Here is an 18,881-nt window from a genome sequence, read left to right on the forward strand (position 1 = left end):
CATTCGAAAGGTTGTTATCGCTAGTTCAAAAGCTTATTGCTCGTTAACAAGAGCGACCGCTTCACGAACCAATACTGCAATCTCATCCCATTGCTCGTTCTCGATCATTTTTGGCGACACCATCCAAGTACCACCACAGCACACCACGCGATCCACTGCTAGGTAGTCATTCACGTTGTGTTTACCGATACCGCCCGTTGGCATTAAAGACACATCAACGTATGGCGCTAGCAGAGACTTCACCATGTTGATACCACCAGACGCTTCTGCAGGAAAGAACTTCAAGAAGTTAAGACCAAGCTCTAGCGCTTGCTCAACTTGGCTTGGGTTGTTTACGCCCGGAACGATTGGCATACCGATTTCTTGGCAACGTTTTACGGTGTTTGGATTCAGGCCCGGAGCCACGATGAATTCACTGCCCGACTCTTTCGCAAGGTCGATCTGCGCTGGCGTTAATACTGTGCCGGCACCGATACACATTTCTGGATACGCATCGCGCATCGCACGAATCGCGTCTGCTGCCGCTTCAGTACGGAATGTGACTTCAGCAACTGGTAGGCCGTTTTCTACCAACACTTTTGCCAGTGGAATCGCGTGTTCAACCTTGTTGATTTGGATAACAGGGATAACTTTGAATTGTTTAAGTTTGTTGATCATTTCTTGAGACATAGTAATTCCGCTTTTTATTTATTTTTTAATCAGTTGGCTCATAGCGCTCACGGGGATGATTGCGCCAGAGTATTGAATAACGATGGAAGCTAGTTGGTGGCCAAGTTCGGCTGCGTCGGTGGCGCTCTCGCCAGTAAGACGCGCAGCTAAATAACCCGCAGCGAATGAATCGCCCGCCGCGCAGGTGTCGACCACGTTAGAAACACGAGTCGCTGAGACATAATTCTCAACAATGTTGTCCTGTTCAACTTGAACAATCTTGCATGGCTCGCAGCCACGTTTGATGACGATCTCTTGGCAACCCAAACGGATACAACGTTGTTGAACGCTCTCTGAGTTCCCCCAGACAAGCAGATCGTCGTCTTCGGTAATCAAGGCGATGTCCACCAGCGACAGTAACTTGGCATACCAATGTCGAGCTTGCTCGGTGATCCAAAGTTGCGGGCGATAGTTATTATCAAAAATCACCTTACCGCCTTGGTTTGAGAACACGCTAATCGCTTTGAATAAACGCTCGCGAGAGGCATCATCCAAGATCGCGATACTGATACCGCTGATGTAAACCGCGTCGACTTGCTTCTCTGTCAGAGCGATTCAAGCTTATTCAAGTCATTAGCATGAAAGTAAGATTTTACTGCCGCATCGTTGCGCCAGTAGTGAAAGTGTCGCTCGCCTGTCTCGTCGGTTTCGACCATGTAGAGTCCAGGAAGCTTGTTCGCAATGCGTTCAACTAAATTGGTTTGAATACCTTCGAGCTGCCAGCTATCAATCATATTTTGAGACAGCTCATCACTGCCCAGACCTGTCGCGTAATGAACAGAGAGGTTTTGATGTTGAGTTAAGCGAGAAAGGTAAAGTGCGGTATTGAGTGTGTCACCACCGAATTTTTTGGTTAATGGAGAGCCGCTGATTTCGACCATGCACTCGCCAAAGAAAGCAATATTGAAGTTAGAAGATGCAGGCATAGCAGATCCTAAAATAGAGAGATAAATGGGGAAGAAGGCCCTACCGAGAAGCAGAGCCTGAGCTAGCTAAACCACTCCACAACTTGTTGTACTGAATTTGTTGTACTAACTAGCTGTGGAGCGTTTTAGATTAGCTTGTTTGATTTGCAGGACGTTGAGAAGACGCGTCTTCTTCAAGCACACCTGAGTCTGACAATTCCATTTCCATCAGAGCACGCTCGTCATCAAGGATTGCTTTCGCCATTTCTGGTGTTACTTGATTAGCCGGAGTACATAGGCTTACCAGCACACCCGCCGTTAGAGCCACTAGACAAGAAGGAATCACAGGGTTGCCCCAGAAAGCCGTATAGTCTGCATTTAGCATTACGACAAATGAAGCCACAGATGCACCCGCTAGCGTAGCAAGCGCACCCTGCCAGTTGTAACGTTTCCAGAATCGACCCAACATACCGCACACAAACATGCCCGACATTACGGTTGAAATCATTTTCGTGATGTAGCCAATGATGTCGTTTGACGTTAGTGCGAACAACAGTGCAAAACCAATCACCACAATCAGTGCCAAGCGAGAATAGTTCACCATTGACTCTTTGTTTGGTACGCGGCCAGTAAACATCACGTAAACATCACGCAGTAGGATAGAAACACCAGCTATCGCATCTGAACTTGCGCTCGACATGGTTGCAGAAAGACCCGCGATAAGAACAATCATGCCAACGCCAACCGGAAGAACCGTTGCAGCAACATAAGGGAACGAGTAGTTCGCGTTATCCAATGATGGGTCAATGGCATGTGCTGCCATACCGATGATTGCAGGGATGATTGAGAAGAAAAGGTACAACACACCCGATGCAACAAATGAGCGGCGAACCGTTGATACGTCTTTACCCGAGTAGATACGTTGACGGAATGAAGGCGTCGCCAGTACACCTACACCAATAACCACAGCCAGAGAAACAGCAGGCAGAAGACCCAGTTTATCGATTGCTAAAAAGCTTGTAGCAGCAGGGTCCATCGCAGCGTAAAGGTTATCCATGCCGCCGATGTAATCAACTGACATTACCGCCATCAAGATGAAGCCAGCAAAAAGGATGATAGCTTGAATGGTATCGGTCCACACAACCGCAGTGTAACCACCGATCACCACGTAAATAGTGAATGCTGCAGCAATAATGATTTTCGCTAGGTTGAGATCGATGTCTGCAATCCACGCTAAGTACATGCCGCCACCTAGAATGTGAGCACCTAACCAACCAATTGAAGCGACAAAAATCAATACACCTACAACGTTTTTCACGATGCGGTTAGCGCCAACATAGTAAGCCAGCTCTTCACTCATGGTCATGAAGTTCAATTTACGAACCGGAGCAAACCAAAGTGCAAGTAATAGGATGCCTATCGCACCACCAATGCCGTACAGAGCACCTGCCCAGCCATTTGCGTAGCCGAAGCCAACCGCACCCATACTTGAACCCGTACCGACCATCGTCGCTACTGTTGTACCAAGTACTAAGAACATAGGTAGGCCACGGCCACCTAATAAGAAATCTTCGCCAGATTTTTGATTACGCGAGACAAACCAGCCTAACCAAATTAAAAATAATACGTACACGCCGAAGCCTGTAAGAAAAAGTGTGCTGTTCATTTGACACCTCTCAGTGAAATATTGAGTTCATTCTTGAACTTTATTTATGATTCATTCATTTTATATTTCATATAATTACTTTATTGATTTTATCTTTTTTAATTAAAGTAATTTTTATAAATGTAGGGTGAGAGTATTAAAGGATAATAACAGGGATGACTAACCCCTAATACTCTCTAAGTGGGTAATTGTGATTAGGTTATTACTATCCGCGATCGGCGCGGTAGCAAGTCACATCTACTTCAACCTTCACGTCTACAACTAAGTCGCAAACCATGCAGATACGAGCCGGTGGGTTAGCACCGAAGAACTCTTTGAATACCTTATTAAAAGATTGGAAGTAACGAGAATCCGTTAGCACAACCTTTACGTGCATTACGTCTTCTAGGCCGTAGCCCGCTTCAGTCATGATATCGACACAGTTTTGGATCGCTAGGCGAGACTGGTCAACAATGCCACCCTCAACCACTTCACCATCTGTCATCGGTGTCTGGCCAGAAACGTATAGGAAACCACCTGCTTCAGTTGCACGTGCAAATGGTAAATGTTGTCCGCCTGTACCTGTACCGCCTTCAACACCGTAACGTTTAATAGTCATTTTTTAACTCCACTTATTTATAGATAATATTGGGTTTATAGATAACATTGGCTTTATAGATAAAACAGTTTCTATTCCAATATATTTAAATTAATTCGCCGTTTTTATAATCATCTGAATTTAATAAATAATTTAAATTCTAGTTTCGGTAAATAAAAACGCCTGAACGATTATTTCTTACTTTTCCTTGCTGGTAAGTTAACCCACCATTTACAAATACGCTTTCTATTCCTTGAGCAACTGAAATAGGATTTTCAAATGTTGCTGTGTCTTTAATATTCTTTGGATCAAATAAAACTAAATCGGCAAAGGCACCACAGCGAACTTCGCCTCGGCCCGCTAAGTTGTAACGCTGAGCCGACATTCCGGTCATCTTGTGAATCGCTTCTGGCAACGAGAACAGTTTTTCATCTCGGCAATAGTGACCTAGCACTTTCGGGAAGGTGCCCCACAATCTTGGGTGTGGATGCGGGTCATTAGGTAAACCGTCGGAACCGACCATGGTCAGTTTGTATTTCAATACGCGCTTTACGTCGTTCTCATCCATGCAGTGATAAACAGCGCCCGCTGGTTGAAGCGCTTTTGCTGCGTCCATCAGGGGGAGATTCATTTCATCAGCAATCTGCTTAAGCGTTTTGCCTGCATGTTCTGGTTTTGCTTCAGACCAAGTGATGAAGATGTCGAAATCGTCGGTTACTTGTTTCAAATCTAATGTCGAAGAACTCGCTGAGTATGGATAACAGTCGCAAGAGACATCTTGGTGCTCAGAAACCTTGTCCATCAAATCAAGCACTTCAACGGTTCTGCCCCAATTGCCCGCTCCTGCACATTTAAGGTGAGAGATAACAACAGGCACTTTTGCGTATTGTCCTGTCTCAAACGCTTCTTCCATCGCGCTTAAGATCTCTTCAAATTCGGTACGCATATGCGTGGTATAGATGCCACCGTGACCAGAAAGCACTTTCGCTAACTGCATCACTTCGTTGGCATTCGCTTGTTTAGCGCTTGCGTAAGCCAAACCCGAGCTCAAACCTAATGCGCCTTGTTCCATCGCCAAATCAAGGTTGGTTTGCATCGCTGCGATTTCGTCTTCGCTTGCAGTGCGTTGCAGGTCGTCCATCACTTGGTTACGCAGTGTGGTGTGACCAACTAACGCTGCGACGTTTACCGCCGGTTGCGCTTGCTCTACCGCTTGTGCATACGCGGCAAAAGTTGGGTATTTAAAGTCAGCTTGTGCGCCTAAAAGATTCATTGGATCAGGTGGATCGCCAGCCAAAACGGTTGGTGATGCGCTGATACCACAGTTACCAACAATCACGGTTGTGACACCTTGGCTGATCTTAGGCAGGCAGTCTGGGTAACGAATTACATTGGTATCGTCATGTGTGTGTACATCGATAAAACCAGGAGCCAATGCTAAGCCAGCTCCCTCAACCAATTGGCCACAATCTTCATGATCGATTTGACCAATTTCGGCGATTTTTCCATCTCGGATTGCTACATCGGCACAAAACGATTGTTCGCCGGTGCCATCAAACACCTCTACATTTTTAATTATCGTATCGAACAACATTTTTCACTCTCTCAATCCACTGTGTTGATGGAGCTATCTTAAAAATTTGGTCGATTGTTTTCAGTGACAAAACACACATAATATTTTAAATTGTGTGATAGTTTCTATCACAAAAAAACAAAAATGATAGGTTTACACATAATAAAACAACGACTTACATCATGTTAGGAATCAGCAATGAAAAATAACCCTGCACTCGAAAATGTTAGAAAGTATCAAAAAGAAGGTTTTATCTTGACTGAAAAAGGCCAAAAAGGGAGAGCGGTATCACAATCTGAGAACGGTGTTTATCGACTGATTGATGAAGATGTTTCGCTCCCGGTTGCAGTTATCAAGCAATCAGCCTTAACCAATAACCTAAATTGGATGCAATCATTCGCCGATCACCATCAGGTTAAATTGTCGCCACATGGCAAAACTTCAATGACACCTGATTTCTTCCGTCAACAGCTAGAAAATGGCGCTTGGGGAATTACCGTTGCGACACCTGCACAAGCAGAGATTGCAGCAATGGCAGGTGCAAAACGCATCATCATGGCTAACCAATTGGTGGGCAAAACCAACATGGCGATCGTTGAACAGCTGATCAGTGAGTTTGATGTCGACTTTTACTGTTGTGTGGATTCTTCAGTAAACGTGCAGCAACTTAACCAATATTTCGCCAATACAAAGCAGACGCTAAAGGTACTGATCGAGTTTGGTGTACCGGGTGGTCGTTGTGGATGTCGTTCACCACAAGAAGTTCTAGAACTGGCTAAGACTATCCAAGACACACCAGCCCTTTCGCTGGCAGGTATTGAGGTGTACGAGGGTGTAATTCACGGTGACAATGCAGAACAAGACGTTCGTACCTTCTTAAATCAGGCACTCACTTCGATCGAAAGCCTTGCATCAGATGGCCTAATTGCAGGGCAACCTATCATCACTGGCGCAGGTTCTGCTTGGTACGATGTGGTGGCAGAATGCTTGGCAAACCTAACCGATTACTTGGCGATCATCCGCCCGGGCTGCTATGCCATTCACGACACAGGTATTTACCTAGACGCACAAAGCAAAGTGTTGCAACGCGCCCAAGTAAACCAAGGTTACGCGTGTGAATTGGGTGGTGATTTAGAATCGGCACTTGAGGTGTGGGCTTATGTTATCTCTCGTCCTGAACCGACCAAGTTAGTTGTTGGGCTAGGCAAGCGTGATGTGGCCTTTGATGCGGGTTTACCGATTGCCGAGCGCGGCTATCGCAATGGCGAAGCAATCTCAGTGAAAGGCTTAACCTCTACTGCGGTAATGGATCAACATACCTTTGTTGAAACTGATGGTTCTGCTGAGATTGAAGTGGGCGACATGATTGCGTTTTCAACCTCACACCCATGTTTAACCTTCGACAAATGGCGCTACATTGCCATCAGCGATGACGAACATCAGGTGACTAATTGGGTGGAAACCTGTTTCTAGGTCGATTTTTCAATAAGCTAGAATCAACGAAACAATCAGATATACTAACGGGGCTAAGCTTTAGCGACCAATGACTAGGTATTAGCAAATAGCCCCATCAACAAAGGATCAGGATTCTTGAGTTTAGAAGTAGATATCATTTCACAGATAACAGAGCGTTTTCCTGCTCTTCGTGATGCAGAAAAGAAAGTCGCCAAGCTGATCATGGATAACATTGATTTTGCTGCCAATGCCAGCATCACAGAGCTAGCCGAAGGTGCTCAAGTGAGTGAAGCCACCATCACACGCTTTGCTAAAGCGATCGGTTGCAGCAACGTACGTGATATGAAGATTAAGTTGGCTCAGACGCTAACCGTTGGCCAGCGCTTTATCCTCGAACCTGTTGACCAAACGGGCTATCAAGGTATCTACGAATCAATCAAGCAGAGCCTAGATATCAACCGAACTCTGTTCAAAGAGCAAGACGTTGAAACTGCGGTGAGCTGGCTACATAACGCCAGACAGATCATTGCTATCGGCATGGGTGGCGGTTCGACCATTGCTTCTCAAGAGCTGCAACATCGACTGTTTCGTTTAGGCTACCCAGTGGTGTCGTACAACGATGGCTTAATGTCACGCATGGTTGCTGCCACAGCAGATGCCAATGACGTGATGGTGATGATTTCAGCGACCGGCTTTACGCCAGTGATCACTGAAACTGCCGAGTTAGCGAAACAGTACGGACTTAAGATAATCGCGATTACCCCACAAGACACACCGCTAGCAAAAATTGCGGATATCTTGTTACCAATCAAGCATATGGAAACCGACTTCATCTACAAACCATCGGCTTCTCGCTACGCTATGTTGGCGTTAGTGGATGTGCTTTCTATGGGCATGGCAGTCAATCATAAAAACCGTTCGCGCGACAAACTACGTCGCTTGAAGGTAGCGCTCGATTCTTATCGAGGGGGTGGCGATAGACAGCCTCTCGGTGATTAACGAATCAAGGATAGAATGAGCTTAAATTCACGCGCGCGGCAGTCCTTTACCAGTTCGTATAAGCTCATTTCCAATCCTGTGATTTCGATACTAGCATCCGTTAGTCGACGGATTGCCAGATCCTTGTTGAGGGCCATTCTCGAACTAATACAGTCGCCAACTACCTGAACCTTGTACCCAAGAGCTAACAACCCCATTGCGGTTTGATAAACACAAATATGAGCCTCAATGCCACACACTAACCAAGTCTCCACACCCTTGTCTTGCACAGCTTCAACAAATTTGGGCTCATCACACGCATTGAAAGTGAATTTAGGTATCGGCTTTGTATCATTCAACAAGTCATTAAGTTCGTCGACTGTAGCACCTAGCCTCTCTGGATTCTGTTCCAAACGAATAATTGGCAGACCCAAAACCTGTGCTCCTTGAGCTAACTTTCCGCAATTAGCAATCAGCGTATCGCTCTCATCAACAAGGCGTGCGAGCTTGCCTTGTACGTCCACAACCACCAAACCTGTGTTTGCTCGGTTTAACATCCAACTCTCCTTGTCATGATTAGAATCAGCGTACTGCTTTGCTTTCAACAAACACCGCAACAAATACTACAATAGAATAAATACAATGTTTGTTATATTTTATTTTTCAATTAGTTAGATAAACCCGATCTCACTTCAACCTTAAAAAACATCGTTTTATTTAGCAAATTTAACCTTTTGTCAATATGTGAATTTTATTTATAAAGAATATAACCAACAAATATGACCTTACCTCTTGATAAATCAAGGGCTACAGATAGTCACTTTATCAATGAAAAAATAGGTTTCATTTGTGAGGGTTTTATAAATCATTCGTCAGCGATACCGTGACTTACATCACAGGATGAGTAAACAAGGTATTATCATGAAAAAATCAGTATTAGCACTCGGCTTAATCGGTTTAGTTTCACTTCCAACTTTTGCAGCAAGCACAGATGGTGGCGCGTATGTAGGTGGTGGACTTAGTGTCTATCAAGACTCCGATACAGATGGTCACGGGAGTTTAGATTCAGATGGTATGGGTTATAACCTATACGGTGGTTACCAATTCAACCGTATTGTTGGCGTAGAGCTTGGCTACAACGATTATGCAGATTACAAAAATGGCGCAGAAAAACTCTCGCCAACCTCTATTTCTGCATCAGCGAATATCGGTTATACGTTTGACAACACTATTCGTCCATTCGTGTTGGCTGGTTTAAGCTCTGTTGACCTACACGCGAACCAAGCGGCAAACTATGGGGACGACAGCGGTACTGGCTTCCACTTTGGCGTAGGTGTTGAATACACGCCGATTGAACACTTAACACTTCGCCTTATTTCACAAGCTGACGCGGTGAGTGTTGATGACTATTCCTATCAGGGTTCTCTCAAAAACGATGACCACACACTAGCATTCAACAGTGTTAGCTTCGGTGGTTCATACAACTTCTAATGTGCTCCTCACGGCCACGTTGTAAGTAAATAACTCAAATTCACTTTGCTACTCTGCCCTATGATAAGGCAGCACAGTAAAGTGAATTTTTGTATCTATGTAACGATTCAACTTACAAAGCCATACAGTAATAGGTACAAAACTACGGAATAATGCTCACGAACGGTCGAAAGGTCGCAAAACAAAAGTTATTGATACTGGCATGACATTAAAGAGTGAGTAACGAAGATGAATAAGATAACAAAATCAGCATTAGCACTGGGTTTAATCAGCGCAGTTTCTCTTCCCGCTTTAGCAGCAGGTACTGACGGCGGTGCTTACATTGGTGGCGGTCTTGGCGTATCCCAAGACTCTGATACTGATGGTCAAGGTAATTTAGATTCAGATGGCATGGGCTACAACCTATACGGCGGCTACCAATTCAACCGTATCGTAGGTGTTGAACTTGGCTACAACGATTACGCAGACTACAAAAAGGGGGCTGCAAAACTGTCTCCGACGTCTATTTCGTTGTCAGCAAATCTTGGTTACACATTCGACAACACAATCCGCCCATTCGTATTGGCTGGTTTAAGCTCTGTTGACCTAAACGCCAACAAGAGCACTGGTTACAATGATGATAGCGGTACAGGTTTCCACTTTGGTCTAGGTGTTGAATACACGCCAATCGAACATCTAACACTACGTCTAATTTCACAAGCAGACGCAGTGAGTGTTGAAAACGACTACGGCTTTAAGAAAGAAGACAAAACACTAGCATTCAGCAGCCTTAGCTTCGGTGGTTCTTACAACTTCTAATGTGATTGAACCACATAGAATAAGCTGAATTTACTAATTCGCTTTGCTGTTCCACCTTGTCATGAAGGTCACTCAGTAAAGTGAATTTTTTGTATCTTCACAACCTATCGCGTCATGTCACTTTTGCCAGTTTATCGCTCACGGTTACTTATTTGAGCTTTATGCGTTGATATTAGAGCTTTCTTGATAGGGAGACTAAAATAAAGAGATAAGATACGCAGGAAAAAAGACCTATGAATCTACCAAGCTTAAACATGTCGATAAACAAGCTGCCCTTTGTGTTGGCTGTGTATTATCTGCTTGTCGTCAACCTACCTCTCTCCCAAGAACTGTTTAGTATTGTTCAAGCATCAAAGTCTGAAAGTGTCGCGTTTCTTATATCCATCCCGCTCTTCTTCCTTGCTGCTTTTAATTTCATCTTCCAAGTCTTTAATTGGCCGATATTCTCCAAACCGTTTTTCATCTTATTACTGATCACCTCAACCTTAGTCAGCTACAGCATGTTCAATTACGGCATATTCGTCGACTACGGGATGATAGAGAATGTGTTTGAGACCAATAGTGGTGAAGCAGCAAGCTATGTAAGTACCCACTCCATCTTATGGTTACTTGCCATGGGCGGTATTCCATCGATCATCCTGTTGTTTACCAAACTTGAAAAAGAATCTTGGAAAGATTTCTTTGTCTGGAAATCGATTGGGCTGCTCTCTTCCTTGATCGTCATTGCCATTATTGCCGGGCTTTTCTACAAAGATTACGTATCGATTGGTCGTAATCATTCGCACATCAAAAAGATGATCATCCCGACCGAGTATGTGTCATCAACGGTTAAATATATCAATAACACCTACATAAAACAGCCCATCCCTTATCAAGAATTGGGGTTAGATGCTCAACTCAAACCACAAGAAAAAGCGGCAACCAAACCGACCTTATTGGTGTTTGTACTTGGCGAAACCGCTCGCGTGTATAACTACCAATATTATGGCTATGAGAGAGAAACCAACGCTCATACCAAGCCTTACAACCCGATATTTTTCTCTGATGTTCAGTCGTGCGGAACAGCCACCGCGGTTTCTGTGCCATGTATGTTCTCGAACATGAATCGCAGCAACTACGATCGCGACAAAGCCTACAACCAAGATAACGTGGTCGACATGATGAACCGCGCGGGCATTCACTCTATCTGGCGAGAGCATGATGGGGGAGACAAGGCGGTCGCACATCGAATCAAAGAGATGACGCTCGTCGCCAAAGACAGCGACCCGCTGTGTAATAAAGATGTGTGCTATGACACAGCCATGCTAGAGAACTTCGAACAAGATACTCAAGATCTTAAACAAGATAGCATCATTTTCTATCATATTTCGGGGTCTCACGGCCCAACGTACTTTGAGCGTTATCCAGAAGAACATAAGAAATTTACGCCTGACTGCGCTCGTGCAGACATTGAAAACTGCACCAAAGAGCAAGTGGTTAACACCTACGACAACACCATCTTGTACACGGATTTCTTTCTCTCACAGGCGATTCGGAAACTGGAGAAACTGACCGATAAGTACAATGTCGCACTGATGTATATTTCCGATCATGGTGAATCTTTAGGGGAAAACGGCGTCTACTTGCACGGCATGCCTTATTCATTGGCACCGAAAGAGCAAACCCATGTTCCTATGATCGTGTGGATGTCTGATGGTTTTGCCGAGCAGAAAGGGATAAACCAAACCTGCTTGAGAAAGGCAGGCAAAGAACAGAGCTTCTCCCAAGACAACCTGTTCGACTCTTTGCTTGGCCTAATGGATGTACAAACCAAAGAATATCGAGAGAACCAAGATATTTTTGCTTCTTGTCGCTAGTGCTTTTGCTTATGTAAACCATCGGAAAACTCAAGTTGCCTGAGCAAGCTCTCCTCAACTTCCCCTAAAAAGAAAAGACCTCGGTCTTTTCTTTTTTTCGTCGCTAACATGGAGCCAGAGTGCTAATTTATAACGACGAAACAATGAGCTACATTTAATAGAAACAATAATGGAAGAGTCCGTCGTGCTCCAAAGACCAACCTGTCTTATTAGACTTTATCTCACTCACATCGCTCATTGAACTTACCAAGATTAAGCTCAGTTCAATACCGCGCCTGAATGGCGCCTAATATCAATGTTTATGTCATATCATTAAGGACAAATGAATGGACGCTTTCATAATTTCAAGCTGGCAATTTTCTGAGGGTGTGGCACATGAACACACCACCAGCCCAGCCTCATTCGAGCAATCAACTTGGTATCACTGCCAAAGAGATGCTGACGGTTTGAGAGAATGGCTCCACAGTAATACGGTTCCAAATGCCATCATCGATTCATTACTCACCGATGACACCCGCCCTCGGTTCGAACAGTTTGGACACGACTGTTTTTTGATGATTCTGCGAGGCATTAATCTAAACGAAGGTGCTAACCCTGACGACATGCTTAGCCTACGCATCTTATGGTACAAAGGCACTTTAATATCGACACGTAAAGTTCCTTCAAAAGCGGTCAGTAATCTGGTGTCTGATCTCATTCAAAACCAAGGCCCCACATCATTGCCTGATGTGTTGTTGGGCATGATCCGTGGAATCAACCACAGTATTTCAACCTTCCTAGCACCCGTCGAACTATTAATTGACGAGTTAGAATCTAACTCCAATATCGACATAAGATCCATTAACGCTCTACATTCAAGGCTACTCAGACTAAGGCGTTATTTGAAGCCACAGAAATACGTTTTTGAAGATTTAATGAGTGACCTACCTGCACCATTGAGTAATCACAACAGTCATATAAAGAACAGCCTTGATACCATCCTGAGAATTAACGAGTCTGTTGAGTTTTACATCGAACAAATTAATGTATTTTTAGCGAGCCTAAGTCAGCAACAAGCTGAAAAAATGAATAGAAATACGTACCTATTTTCTATCATTGCAGGTATTTTCCTCCCTGCTGGGTTTTTCACCGGTTTACTGGGTGTCAATATCGCGGGGATACCCGGAACAGATAACCCAATAGCATTCCCACTATTTTGCGTTGGGCTGCTCGTAGTCATAGCGGCAGAGGTCATTATTTTGAAAAAATTGAGGTTTATTTAATGGTTGAGTTTTTGCAATCCAATATGTGGCTTAGACAAGTAGTTTTAGGTTTACTTCTTATCACTGTGTATTGGGTGATCAAACGCTTAGGTAACAACTGGATAGAAACATTAGCGGAAAATAAGCGTGTCGAATTGAAGCGAAAGCAGTTCGTGATTAAGTGTTTCAATATTGTTCTGTTTCTACTCTTCATCGCTGTGTTTACGATTGTTCTTAACTTGGGTTTTGGTGATATTTCGCTGTTCTTATCATCCATATTTGCGGTGCTGGGTGTCGCTTTATTCGCGCAATGGTCCATTCTAAGTAACCTCACAGCCAGCGTACTAATATTTTTTGTCTTCCCTTATCGCATTGGCGACAGAGTAAGAGTCGCGGAGAAAGACGAAGACATCAGCGGTGTGATCATCGATATCACCATGTTCCACGTTATTCTTCGACACAGTTCGGGTAACATTATCACCTACCCCAACAACCTGATTTTACAAAAAGGCGTGATAAAGGTTTTGGTTGAACCTGAAGCAAAAAGTGAAGCTTCAATAAGGTAACAGGCCTAACACCGAATACCTATGCCAAACAAGGTGGGTTAACGATTGATGTGTATGGAGGAGTGAGATCAGAGTAACCCACTCTTTGTCTATAACGCACATTCTTTCTATAGCGAAGGCTCTGTCTTTTGTGTCCCATTAGCCGCAAGTTTTATTGAGTTTAGATTTGCGACTAAATATACTGGGGGCATCATCAGACGGAGGACAAAAATGAATAATAAAAACAAACATATAGTTTTAATTCATGGTCTATATATGCCTGCGTTGATCATGCAATATCTGGATAGAAACTTCAAAAAACGCGGCTTTACAACGCACAAGTTTGCCTACAACTCGCTGCGTTTCCCTTCTGCAGCCAAACGTCTCAATCGTTTCGTGAATGCTCGTTTTAATGAGTATGATGAGGTCTATTTTTTCGGTCACTCACTGGGTGGCTTGCTGATTCGTCATTACTTTAAATTCTACCAACCACACTTCGCCGACACCTGCATTATTACAGCAGGCACTCCGCACAATGGGGCAACCATCGCCAAAACACTGTCTAATCATGGGCTTGGATTTATATTTGGTTCAAGCAAAATGATCTTAAGCGATGGCTTGGGTGACTACGATATTGATGTGCCGATTGGCGTAATTACGGGTACCTACGACGCCGGAGTAGGACGCATTGTTCTGGGAAGAAACCCAGGGGATGGTACAGTAACACTCGAAGACGCCAACCTGAGAGGAGCCACTGATACTTACGCCCTCAAACTCAACCACACAGCGCTTGTCTACTCCAAGGAAGTCGTAACACTGTCAGCTCAGTTCATTGAACACAGAGCTTTTAAGGACGCTTCATAGCTTTGTTCAGTAGCTGTTTTTCGTTAACTTTTGTACGTTGACTCCTGTATCGAGCTCTTGTTCTCTTATTTGTGATAGATAAAAACAAAAATACCACTCTGCGATAAGAGTGGTATTCGAAGATCCATTACTGGAAATGAGCGCTTGCTATACTTTCTATAGACGATTCACTCGGGTTGGTAAGAACACCTCGCCCAACATGCATCGCACCGAACCACCGCCGATGTCTTCGATCGTTTTCACGTTAAATGGTAGTAGCTTACCGTGCGTCGAAAGCTGAGCTAACTGAGCTGGAGAAAACGCATCGTAAGCCGATTGAGACATCGCGATCACCTTGTCGCCATTCACAGTTTCAAGCTGAAGGATGTTGCCACAGAAACGATTCATCTGATCGATTGAGATAGAGATAACTTGCTTGTCTTTGGCAAGAGACTTCACAACAAAGCGGCGCTCAAACTCTGGGATCACTTCATCACAGATCACGCAGAAGTTATCACCAATCGCCATCATCACATTGGTATGGTAAATCGGTTGACCAGACGGTAATGCCGTTTGGAACGAGACCACGCGAGAGTAGCCAATGCGCTTCGCGTAATCTTCCAATACTTCGCGATCACAACGTTGTGAAAGCGCAGCATAAATGGTCTTGTTGATATGGTCGATCACCATCACGCCTGTGCTCTCTAGATAAGAACCTTGAGCAACGTACGACTCCATAGACTCACTGTGATTAACAATGCGACCAGACGCTTCCAACGCTTCAATAAGTGCATTCGGCTTAACTTCATTTTGACGGTTTTCACACGCCATAGGGAAAGTGAATAGGCTTCCATCACTACAAGTACTGAACCAGTTGTTTGGGAACACTGCGTCAGGGGTTTCAACACCCAGTTCCGGATAATCAAACTCTACAACTTGCACACCTTCTTTACGTAGCGAAACCACCATAGCCTTAAACTCGGCCATCGTTTCTAGCTTTACCTCAGCTTCAGTCAGATCGACTCTGTGCTGAAACTCGTTATCACGGGCTGTTTCTTCGTTAAATTTAAATTCTTTTGGCGGCACCATAACAACGCAATTTGCGTTTTGAACATTAGTAATATGCAGTGATTTTTTGTGTAGGTTTAACATTTTAACCGTCCCTATCTTTTATTTACCTCAGAATTGTAAACAACTTGTTACAACAAAATTCACTGAAAATCACAATGATTTGAATATTTATCCCAAGTAATTACTGCAGATTTTAGATTAATCGGTAATTTTTACTGCAAGATAACAGCACATCAGAAAGAACCAACTGTATGCATATTCGTTAAAGAATTTTCTGGATAAATATTCTCATTTCATTTTTCAGCTCCACACGAGTTTTGATTACAATTTAATCCATTTAACGTTAGGATTATCACCGTTGCATAACTATCAATTACGTTTGAAATAAGCTTAACTTTTCCTGCCTAATTCAATCTAAAATTAGCTTCATGAAAGACACTCTTTGGAAGTGTTCTGTGTCGCTTAAACCAAGTACTTACATAAGAACTAAACAAAACTCTATCGAATGGCTTAATACTTATAAGAACGCGTTGGCACTTATATAATTTCAAACTAAAACTGAAAAATTCAAATCAAGACTATAAAAACAAAGCTGCACATCACGATGCTCTAGCATCAAAGATGCAGTAGCTTATAAAGGGAAAACTATGTACAAGAAATTTGAAGGCTTTACTGAAGCCTTTCCAAAGGGAGAGCCGATACAACCTCCTACTGGAATACTGGCATTCTGCCGCCATTACACACGAGGTTTTGAAAAGCCGTTGATCTTGCTCGGATTGATGAGCATGACCATCGCGATCATCGAAGTTGCGCTGTTCGGTTACATGGGTCAACTGGTTGACTGGCTATCAACCAGCAACCCGGACACTTTCTTGGCAGACAACGAGTCGACACTGATGGGGCTCGGCGTTCTGCTGTTGGTCGTGATGCCAATCTTGATCAGTGTTTACTCACTACTGCTTCACCAAACTTTGCTGGGCAACTACCCAATGTCGATTCGTTGGTTAGCGCACCGCTACCTTTTGAAGCAAAGCCTGTCCTTTTATCAAGATGACTTCGCCGGACGTGTCGCGACCAAAGTGATGCAAACCTCGCTCGCGGTACGTGAAACCGTGACTAAAATGGTTGATGTGTTTGTTTACGTGACGGTTTACTTTACAGCGATGCTGTTCATGCTCGCGGAATCGGATTGGCGCTTAATGGCTCCAATGTTGATTTGGTTGTTCATTTACGTTGGCATTCAACTGCACTTCGTACCAAAGCTGAAAGACGTGTCTTCAGAACAAGCGGATGCACGCTCACTGATGACAGGACGCATTGTTGATAGCTACACCAACATCGCTACGGTCAAACTTTTCTCTCATAGTAAAAGAGAAACCGAGTACGCTGAAGAAGGGATGGAAGGCTTCCTAGACACAGTCCATCGCCAAATGCGCTTGGTTACTGGCTTCAACATCTGCGTTGAATTTGCTAACTATCTATTGGTATTCAGCATTGCCGGTATTTCTATCTACCTATGGCTAGACAACGCGATCACCGTGGGTGCAATTGCGATTGCGGTCAGCTTGGCTCTGCGTATTAACGGCATGTCGAAATGGATCATGTGGGAAATCGGCGGTCTGTTTGAAAACCTAGGTACTGTAATTGATGGCATTAAAACACTGTCTAAACCTATCGCTATCGAAGACATAAAAGATGCGAAACCTTTGAATGTGCCCCAAGGCGGCATCAATTTCGATAACGTGAGCTTCAACTACGGTGAGAATAAGGGGGTGATTAACAACCTTAACCTCAACATTAAACCGGGGGAAAAAGTCGGCTTGGTTGGCCGTTCAGGGGCAGGTAAATCAACCTTAGTTAACTTGCTACTGCGTTTCCACGACGTAGAAAGCGGTCGTATCCTGATTGATGACCAAGTGATCTCAGATGTCACGCAAGATTCACTGCGCAGTAACATCGGCATGGTGACTCAAGATACCTCACTGCTGCACCGTTCGATCAAAGACAACATTCTTTACGGTCGTCCTGAGGCAACAGATGAAGAAGTGTATGCCGCAACCAAACAGGCACATGCTCATGAGTTTATCGAAACCCTAACTGACCCGTTTGGTAATGTTGGCTACGATGCTCAAGTAGGTGAACGTGGCGTCAAGCTTTCTGGTGGTCAGCGTCAACGTGTCGCTATCTCACGTGTACTTCTGAAGAATGCTCCGCTGTTGGTTCTAGATGAAGCAACATCAGCTCTCGATTCAGAGGTTGAAGCTGCGATACAAGAGAGCTTGATTGAACTAATGGAAGGCAAAACGGTTATCGCGATTGCACACCGTTTATCGACGATTGCAGCAATGGACCGTTTGATCGTACTCGACCAAGGTAATATCGTTGAAGAAGGCACGCACCAAGAGCTGATTACACAAAATGGCATCTATGCTCAATTGTGGAATCACCAGACCGGTGGGTTTATTGGAGTGGAAGAAGAACCAAACAAAACAATGATTTAAAAAAACGTAATAACCATGTGGCGGCAGGTTTTTATCTTGCTGCCATTTCTTCATCTAAAATTATAACCCTAATTTGATTAGTATTTACACGCCAAATATCAAGTATGTAAATTATCAATATATACCCCACAAACGCCTTTTGTTTGCGCTCACGTAATACGCACATAGCGACTTGTTCATCCATGTTTAACAATCTCTATAAGAAAGGGATATACAAATGACAACTTAATCAATAGCCAAAAAGTAAACAGACTTGGGTATTTGGGCAGTTATCAAGAAGGAAGAACAAAATATTTAGCCAAGCAGCTCTTTCGCTTCACGAGCCGCGAGTTCATGCATGGCAATCATGTTTACAAAGGCTCTTCCTTTGATTTTCCCTTTTTCCTTAACGAGGATTTTTCCTTGTGATACATAGTCTTTGATGATGCCCAAAGGCAAGCCTGAGATGCGGGAGTACTCTTCGTAAGTCACGAAAGGGGCGGGTATGACTGGGCTGGTGGTTAGCATAGTGGTATCCTTGATCGTTAGTTCAAACACATTCAGGTTCATGCAGCTTTGGCCGGCGGGTGAACCTGAGTACGAGAAAGATTATTAATCCATTTTCAACGAATTTCAATTACCAGAAGGTAAGACATCCACGAATGTGGATTATTTTTTACTTTTTGGTGGCATC

General features: G+C 43.9%; 17 protein-coding genes and 2 pseudogenes. 10 read left to right on the top strand and 9 right to left on the bottom strand.

The window, feature by feature from the left end; translation table 11 throughout:
* Window positions 1-33: 33 nt before the first annotated feature.
* The 5 genes and pseudogenes from ACED60_RS01990 to ACED60_RS02010 form a co-directional block, all read right to left on the bottom strand.
* The gene (locus ACED60_RS01990) at window positions 34-669 is read right to left on the bottom strand and encodes a bifunctional 4-hydroxy-2-oxoglutarate aldolase/2-dehydro-3-deoxy-phosphogluconate aldolase (RefSeq protein WP_017084927.1); all 636 of its coding nucleotides are present in this window, start codon (window positions 667-669) and stop codon (window positions 34-36) included.
* Window positions 670-687: 18 nt separating this feature from the next.
* Window positions 688-1,634, bottom strand: a pseudogene (locus ACED60_RS01995) (sugar kinase).
* Between the two features lie 130 nt (window positions 1,635-1,764).
* Window positions 1,765-3,279 (bottom strand): sodium:solute symporter family protein, encoded by a 1,515-nt coding sequence (locus ACED60_RS02000; protein ID WP_102447303.1) that lies wholly within the window; start codon window positions 3,277-3,279, stop codon window positions 1,765-1,767.
* 205 nt (window positions 3,280-3,484) lie between these two features.
* The gene (locus ACED60_RS02005; protein WP_004732497.1) at window positions 3,485-3,877 is read right to left on the bottom strand and encodes a RidA family protein; all 393 of its coding nucleotides are present in this window, start codon (window positions 3,875-3,877) and stop codon (window positions 3,485-3,487) included.
* Between the two features lie 139 nt (window positions 3,878-4,016).
* Window positions 4,017-5,450: an amidohydrolase family protein gene (locus tag ACED60_RS02010; RefSeq protein WP_371726807.1), complete on the bottom strand. Its 1,434-nt coding sequence runs from the start codon at window positions 5,448-5,450 to the stop codon at window positions 4,017-4,019.
* Window positions 5,451-5,627: 177 nt separating this feature from the next.
* Between ACED60_RS02010 and ACED60_RS02015 the strand changes: the two genes are divergently transcribed.
* A complete protein-coding gene (locus tag ACED60_RS02015; RefSeq protein ID WP_371726808.1) occupies window positions 5,628-6,902 on the top strand; it encodes an amino acid deaminase in 1,275 nt (424 codons plus the stop codon).
* Window positions 6,903-7,019: 117 nt separating this feature from the next.
* Window positions 7,020-7,883 carry a MurR/RpiR family transcriptional regulator gene (locus ACED60_RS02020; RefSeq protein ID WP_371726809.1) on the top strand — a complete coding sequence of 288 codons (864 nt, stop codon included), beginning with the start codon at window positions 7,020-7,022 and terminating at the stop codon, window positions 7,881-7,883.
* Here the strand turns inward: ACED60_RS02020 and ACED60_RS02025 are convergent.
* The gene (locus tag ACED60_RS02025; protein WP_371726810.1) at window positions 7,880-8,419 is read right to left on the bottom strand and encodes a hydrolase; all 540 of its coding nucleotides are present in this window, start codon (window positions 8,417-8,419) and stop codon (window positions 7,880-7,882) included. The two genes, ACED60_RS02020 and ACED60_RS02025, sit on opposite strands and share 4 nt — an antisense overlap.
* A gap of 364 nt (window positions 8,420-8,783) precedes the next feature.
* On the opposite strand from ACED60_RS02025, the gene ACED60_RS02030 reads away from it, so the two are divergent.
* From ACED60_RS02030 to ACED60_RS02060, 7 genes and pseudogenes are all read left to right on the top strand, one after another.
* Window positions 8,784-9,353: a porin family protein gene (locus tag ACED60_RS02030; protein WP_369809720.1), complete on the top strand. Its 570-nt coding sequence runs from the start codon at window positions 8,784-8,786 to the stop codon at window positions 9,351-9,353.
* A 228-nt stretch (window positions 9,354-9,581) separates the two neighbouring features.
* Entirely contained in the window at window positions 9,582-10,151 is a 570-nt protein-coding gene (locus tag ACED60_RS02035; protein ID WP_371726811.1) for a porin family protein, read from the top strand.
* A 233-nt stretch (window positions 10,152-10,384) separates the two neighbouring features.
* Complete coding sequence (locus ACED60_RS02040) at window positions 10,385-12,007, top strand: phosphoethanolamine transferase (RefSeq protein WP_371726812.1); 1,623 nt, start codon at window positions 10,385-10,387, stop codon at window positions 12,005-12,007.
* 326 nt (window positions 12,008-12,333) lie between these two features.
* Window positions 12,334-13,269 carry a CorA family divalent cation transporter gene (locus ACED60_RS02045; protein ID WP_009845989.1) on the top strand — a complete coding sequence of 312 codons (936 nt, stop codon included), beginning with the start codon at window positions 12,334-12,336 and terminating at the stop codon, window positions 13,267-13,269.
* Entirely contained in the window at window positions 13,269-13,814 is a 546-nt protein-coding gene (locus ACED60_RS02050; protein ID WP_371726813.1) for a mechanosensitive ion channel domain-containing protein, read from the top strand. Before ACED60_RS02045 ends, ACED60_RS02050 begins: the two co-directional genes overlap by 1 nt.
* A pseudogene (locus ACED60_RS02055) lies at window positions 13,808-13,891 on the top strand (AraC family transcriptional regulator); the annotation flags it as partial. The gene ACED60_RS02050 and the pseudogene ACED60_RS02055, both read left to right, overlap by 7 nt.
* A gap of 133 nt (window positions 13,892-14,024) precedes the next feature.
* The gene (locus tag ACED60_RS02060; RefSeq protein WP_009845991.1) at window positions 14,025-14,657 is read left to right on the top strand and encodes a triacylglycerol lipase; all 633 of its coding nucleotides are present in this window, start codon (window positions 14,025-14,027) and stop codon (window positions 14,655-14,657) included.
* Window positions 14,658-14,813: 156 nt separating this feature from the next.
* Here the strand turns inward: ACED60_RS02060 and ACED60_RS02065 are convergent, their stop codons facing one another.
* Window positions 14,814-15,788 (bottom strand): arginine deiminase-related protein, encoded by a 975-nt coding sequence (locus tag ACED60_RS02065; protein WP_009845992.1) that lies wholly within the window; start codon window positions 15,786-15,788, stop codon window positions 14,814-14,816.
* A gap of 566 nt (window positions 15,789-16,354) precedes the next feature.
* Between ACED60_RS02065 and ACED60_RS02070 the strand changes: the two genes are divergently transcribed.
* Window positions 16,355-18,208: an ABC transporter ATP-binding protein gene (locus ACED60_RS02070; RefSeq protein WP_371726814.1), complete on the top strand. Its 1,854-nt coding sequence runs from the start codon at window positions 16,355-16,357 to the stop codon at window positions 18,206-18,208.
* Between the two features lie 31 nt (window positions 18,209-18,239).
* Here ACED60_RS02070 and ACED60_RS02075 read toward each other — a convergent pair whose 3' ends face one another.
* A complete protein-coding gene (locus ACED60_RS02075; RefSeq protein ID WP_157936312.1) occupies window positions 18,240-18,392 on the bottom strand; it encodes a hypothetical protein in 153 nt (50 codons plus the stop codon).
* A 110-nt stretch (window positions 18,393-18,502) separates the two neighbouring features.
* Window positions 18,503-18,715 carry a hypothetical protein gene (locus ACED60_RS02080; protein WP_102248741.1) on the bottom strand — a complete coding sequence of 71 codons (213 nt, stop codon included), beginning with the start codon at window positions 18,713-18,715 and terminating at the stop codon, window positions 18,503-18,505.
* Window positions 18,716-18,881 lie beyond the last annotated feature (166 nt).

Source organism: Vibrio sp. 1F279 (genome assembly GCF_041439815.1).
Classification (GTDB): Bacteria; Pseudomonadota; Gammaproteobacteria; order Enterobacterales; family Vibrionaceae; genus Vibrio; species Vibrio tasmaniensis_A.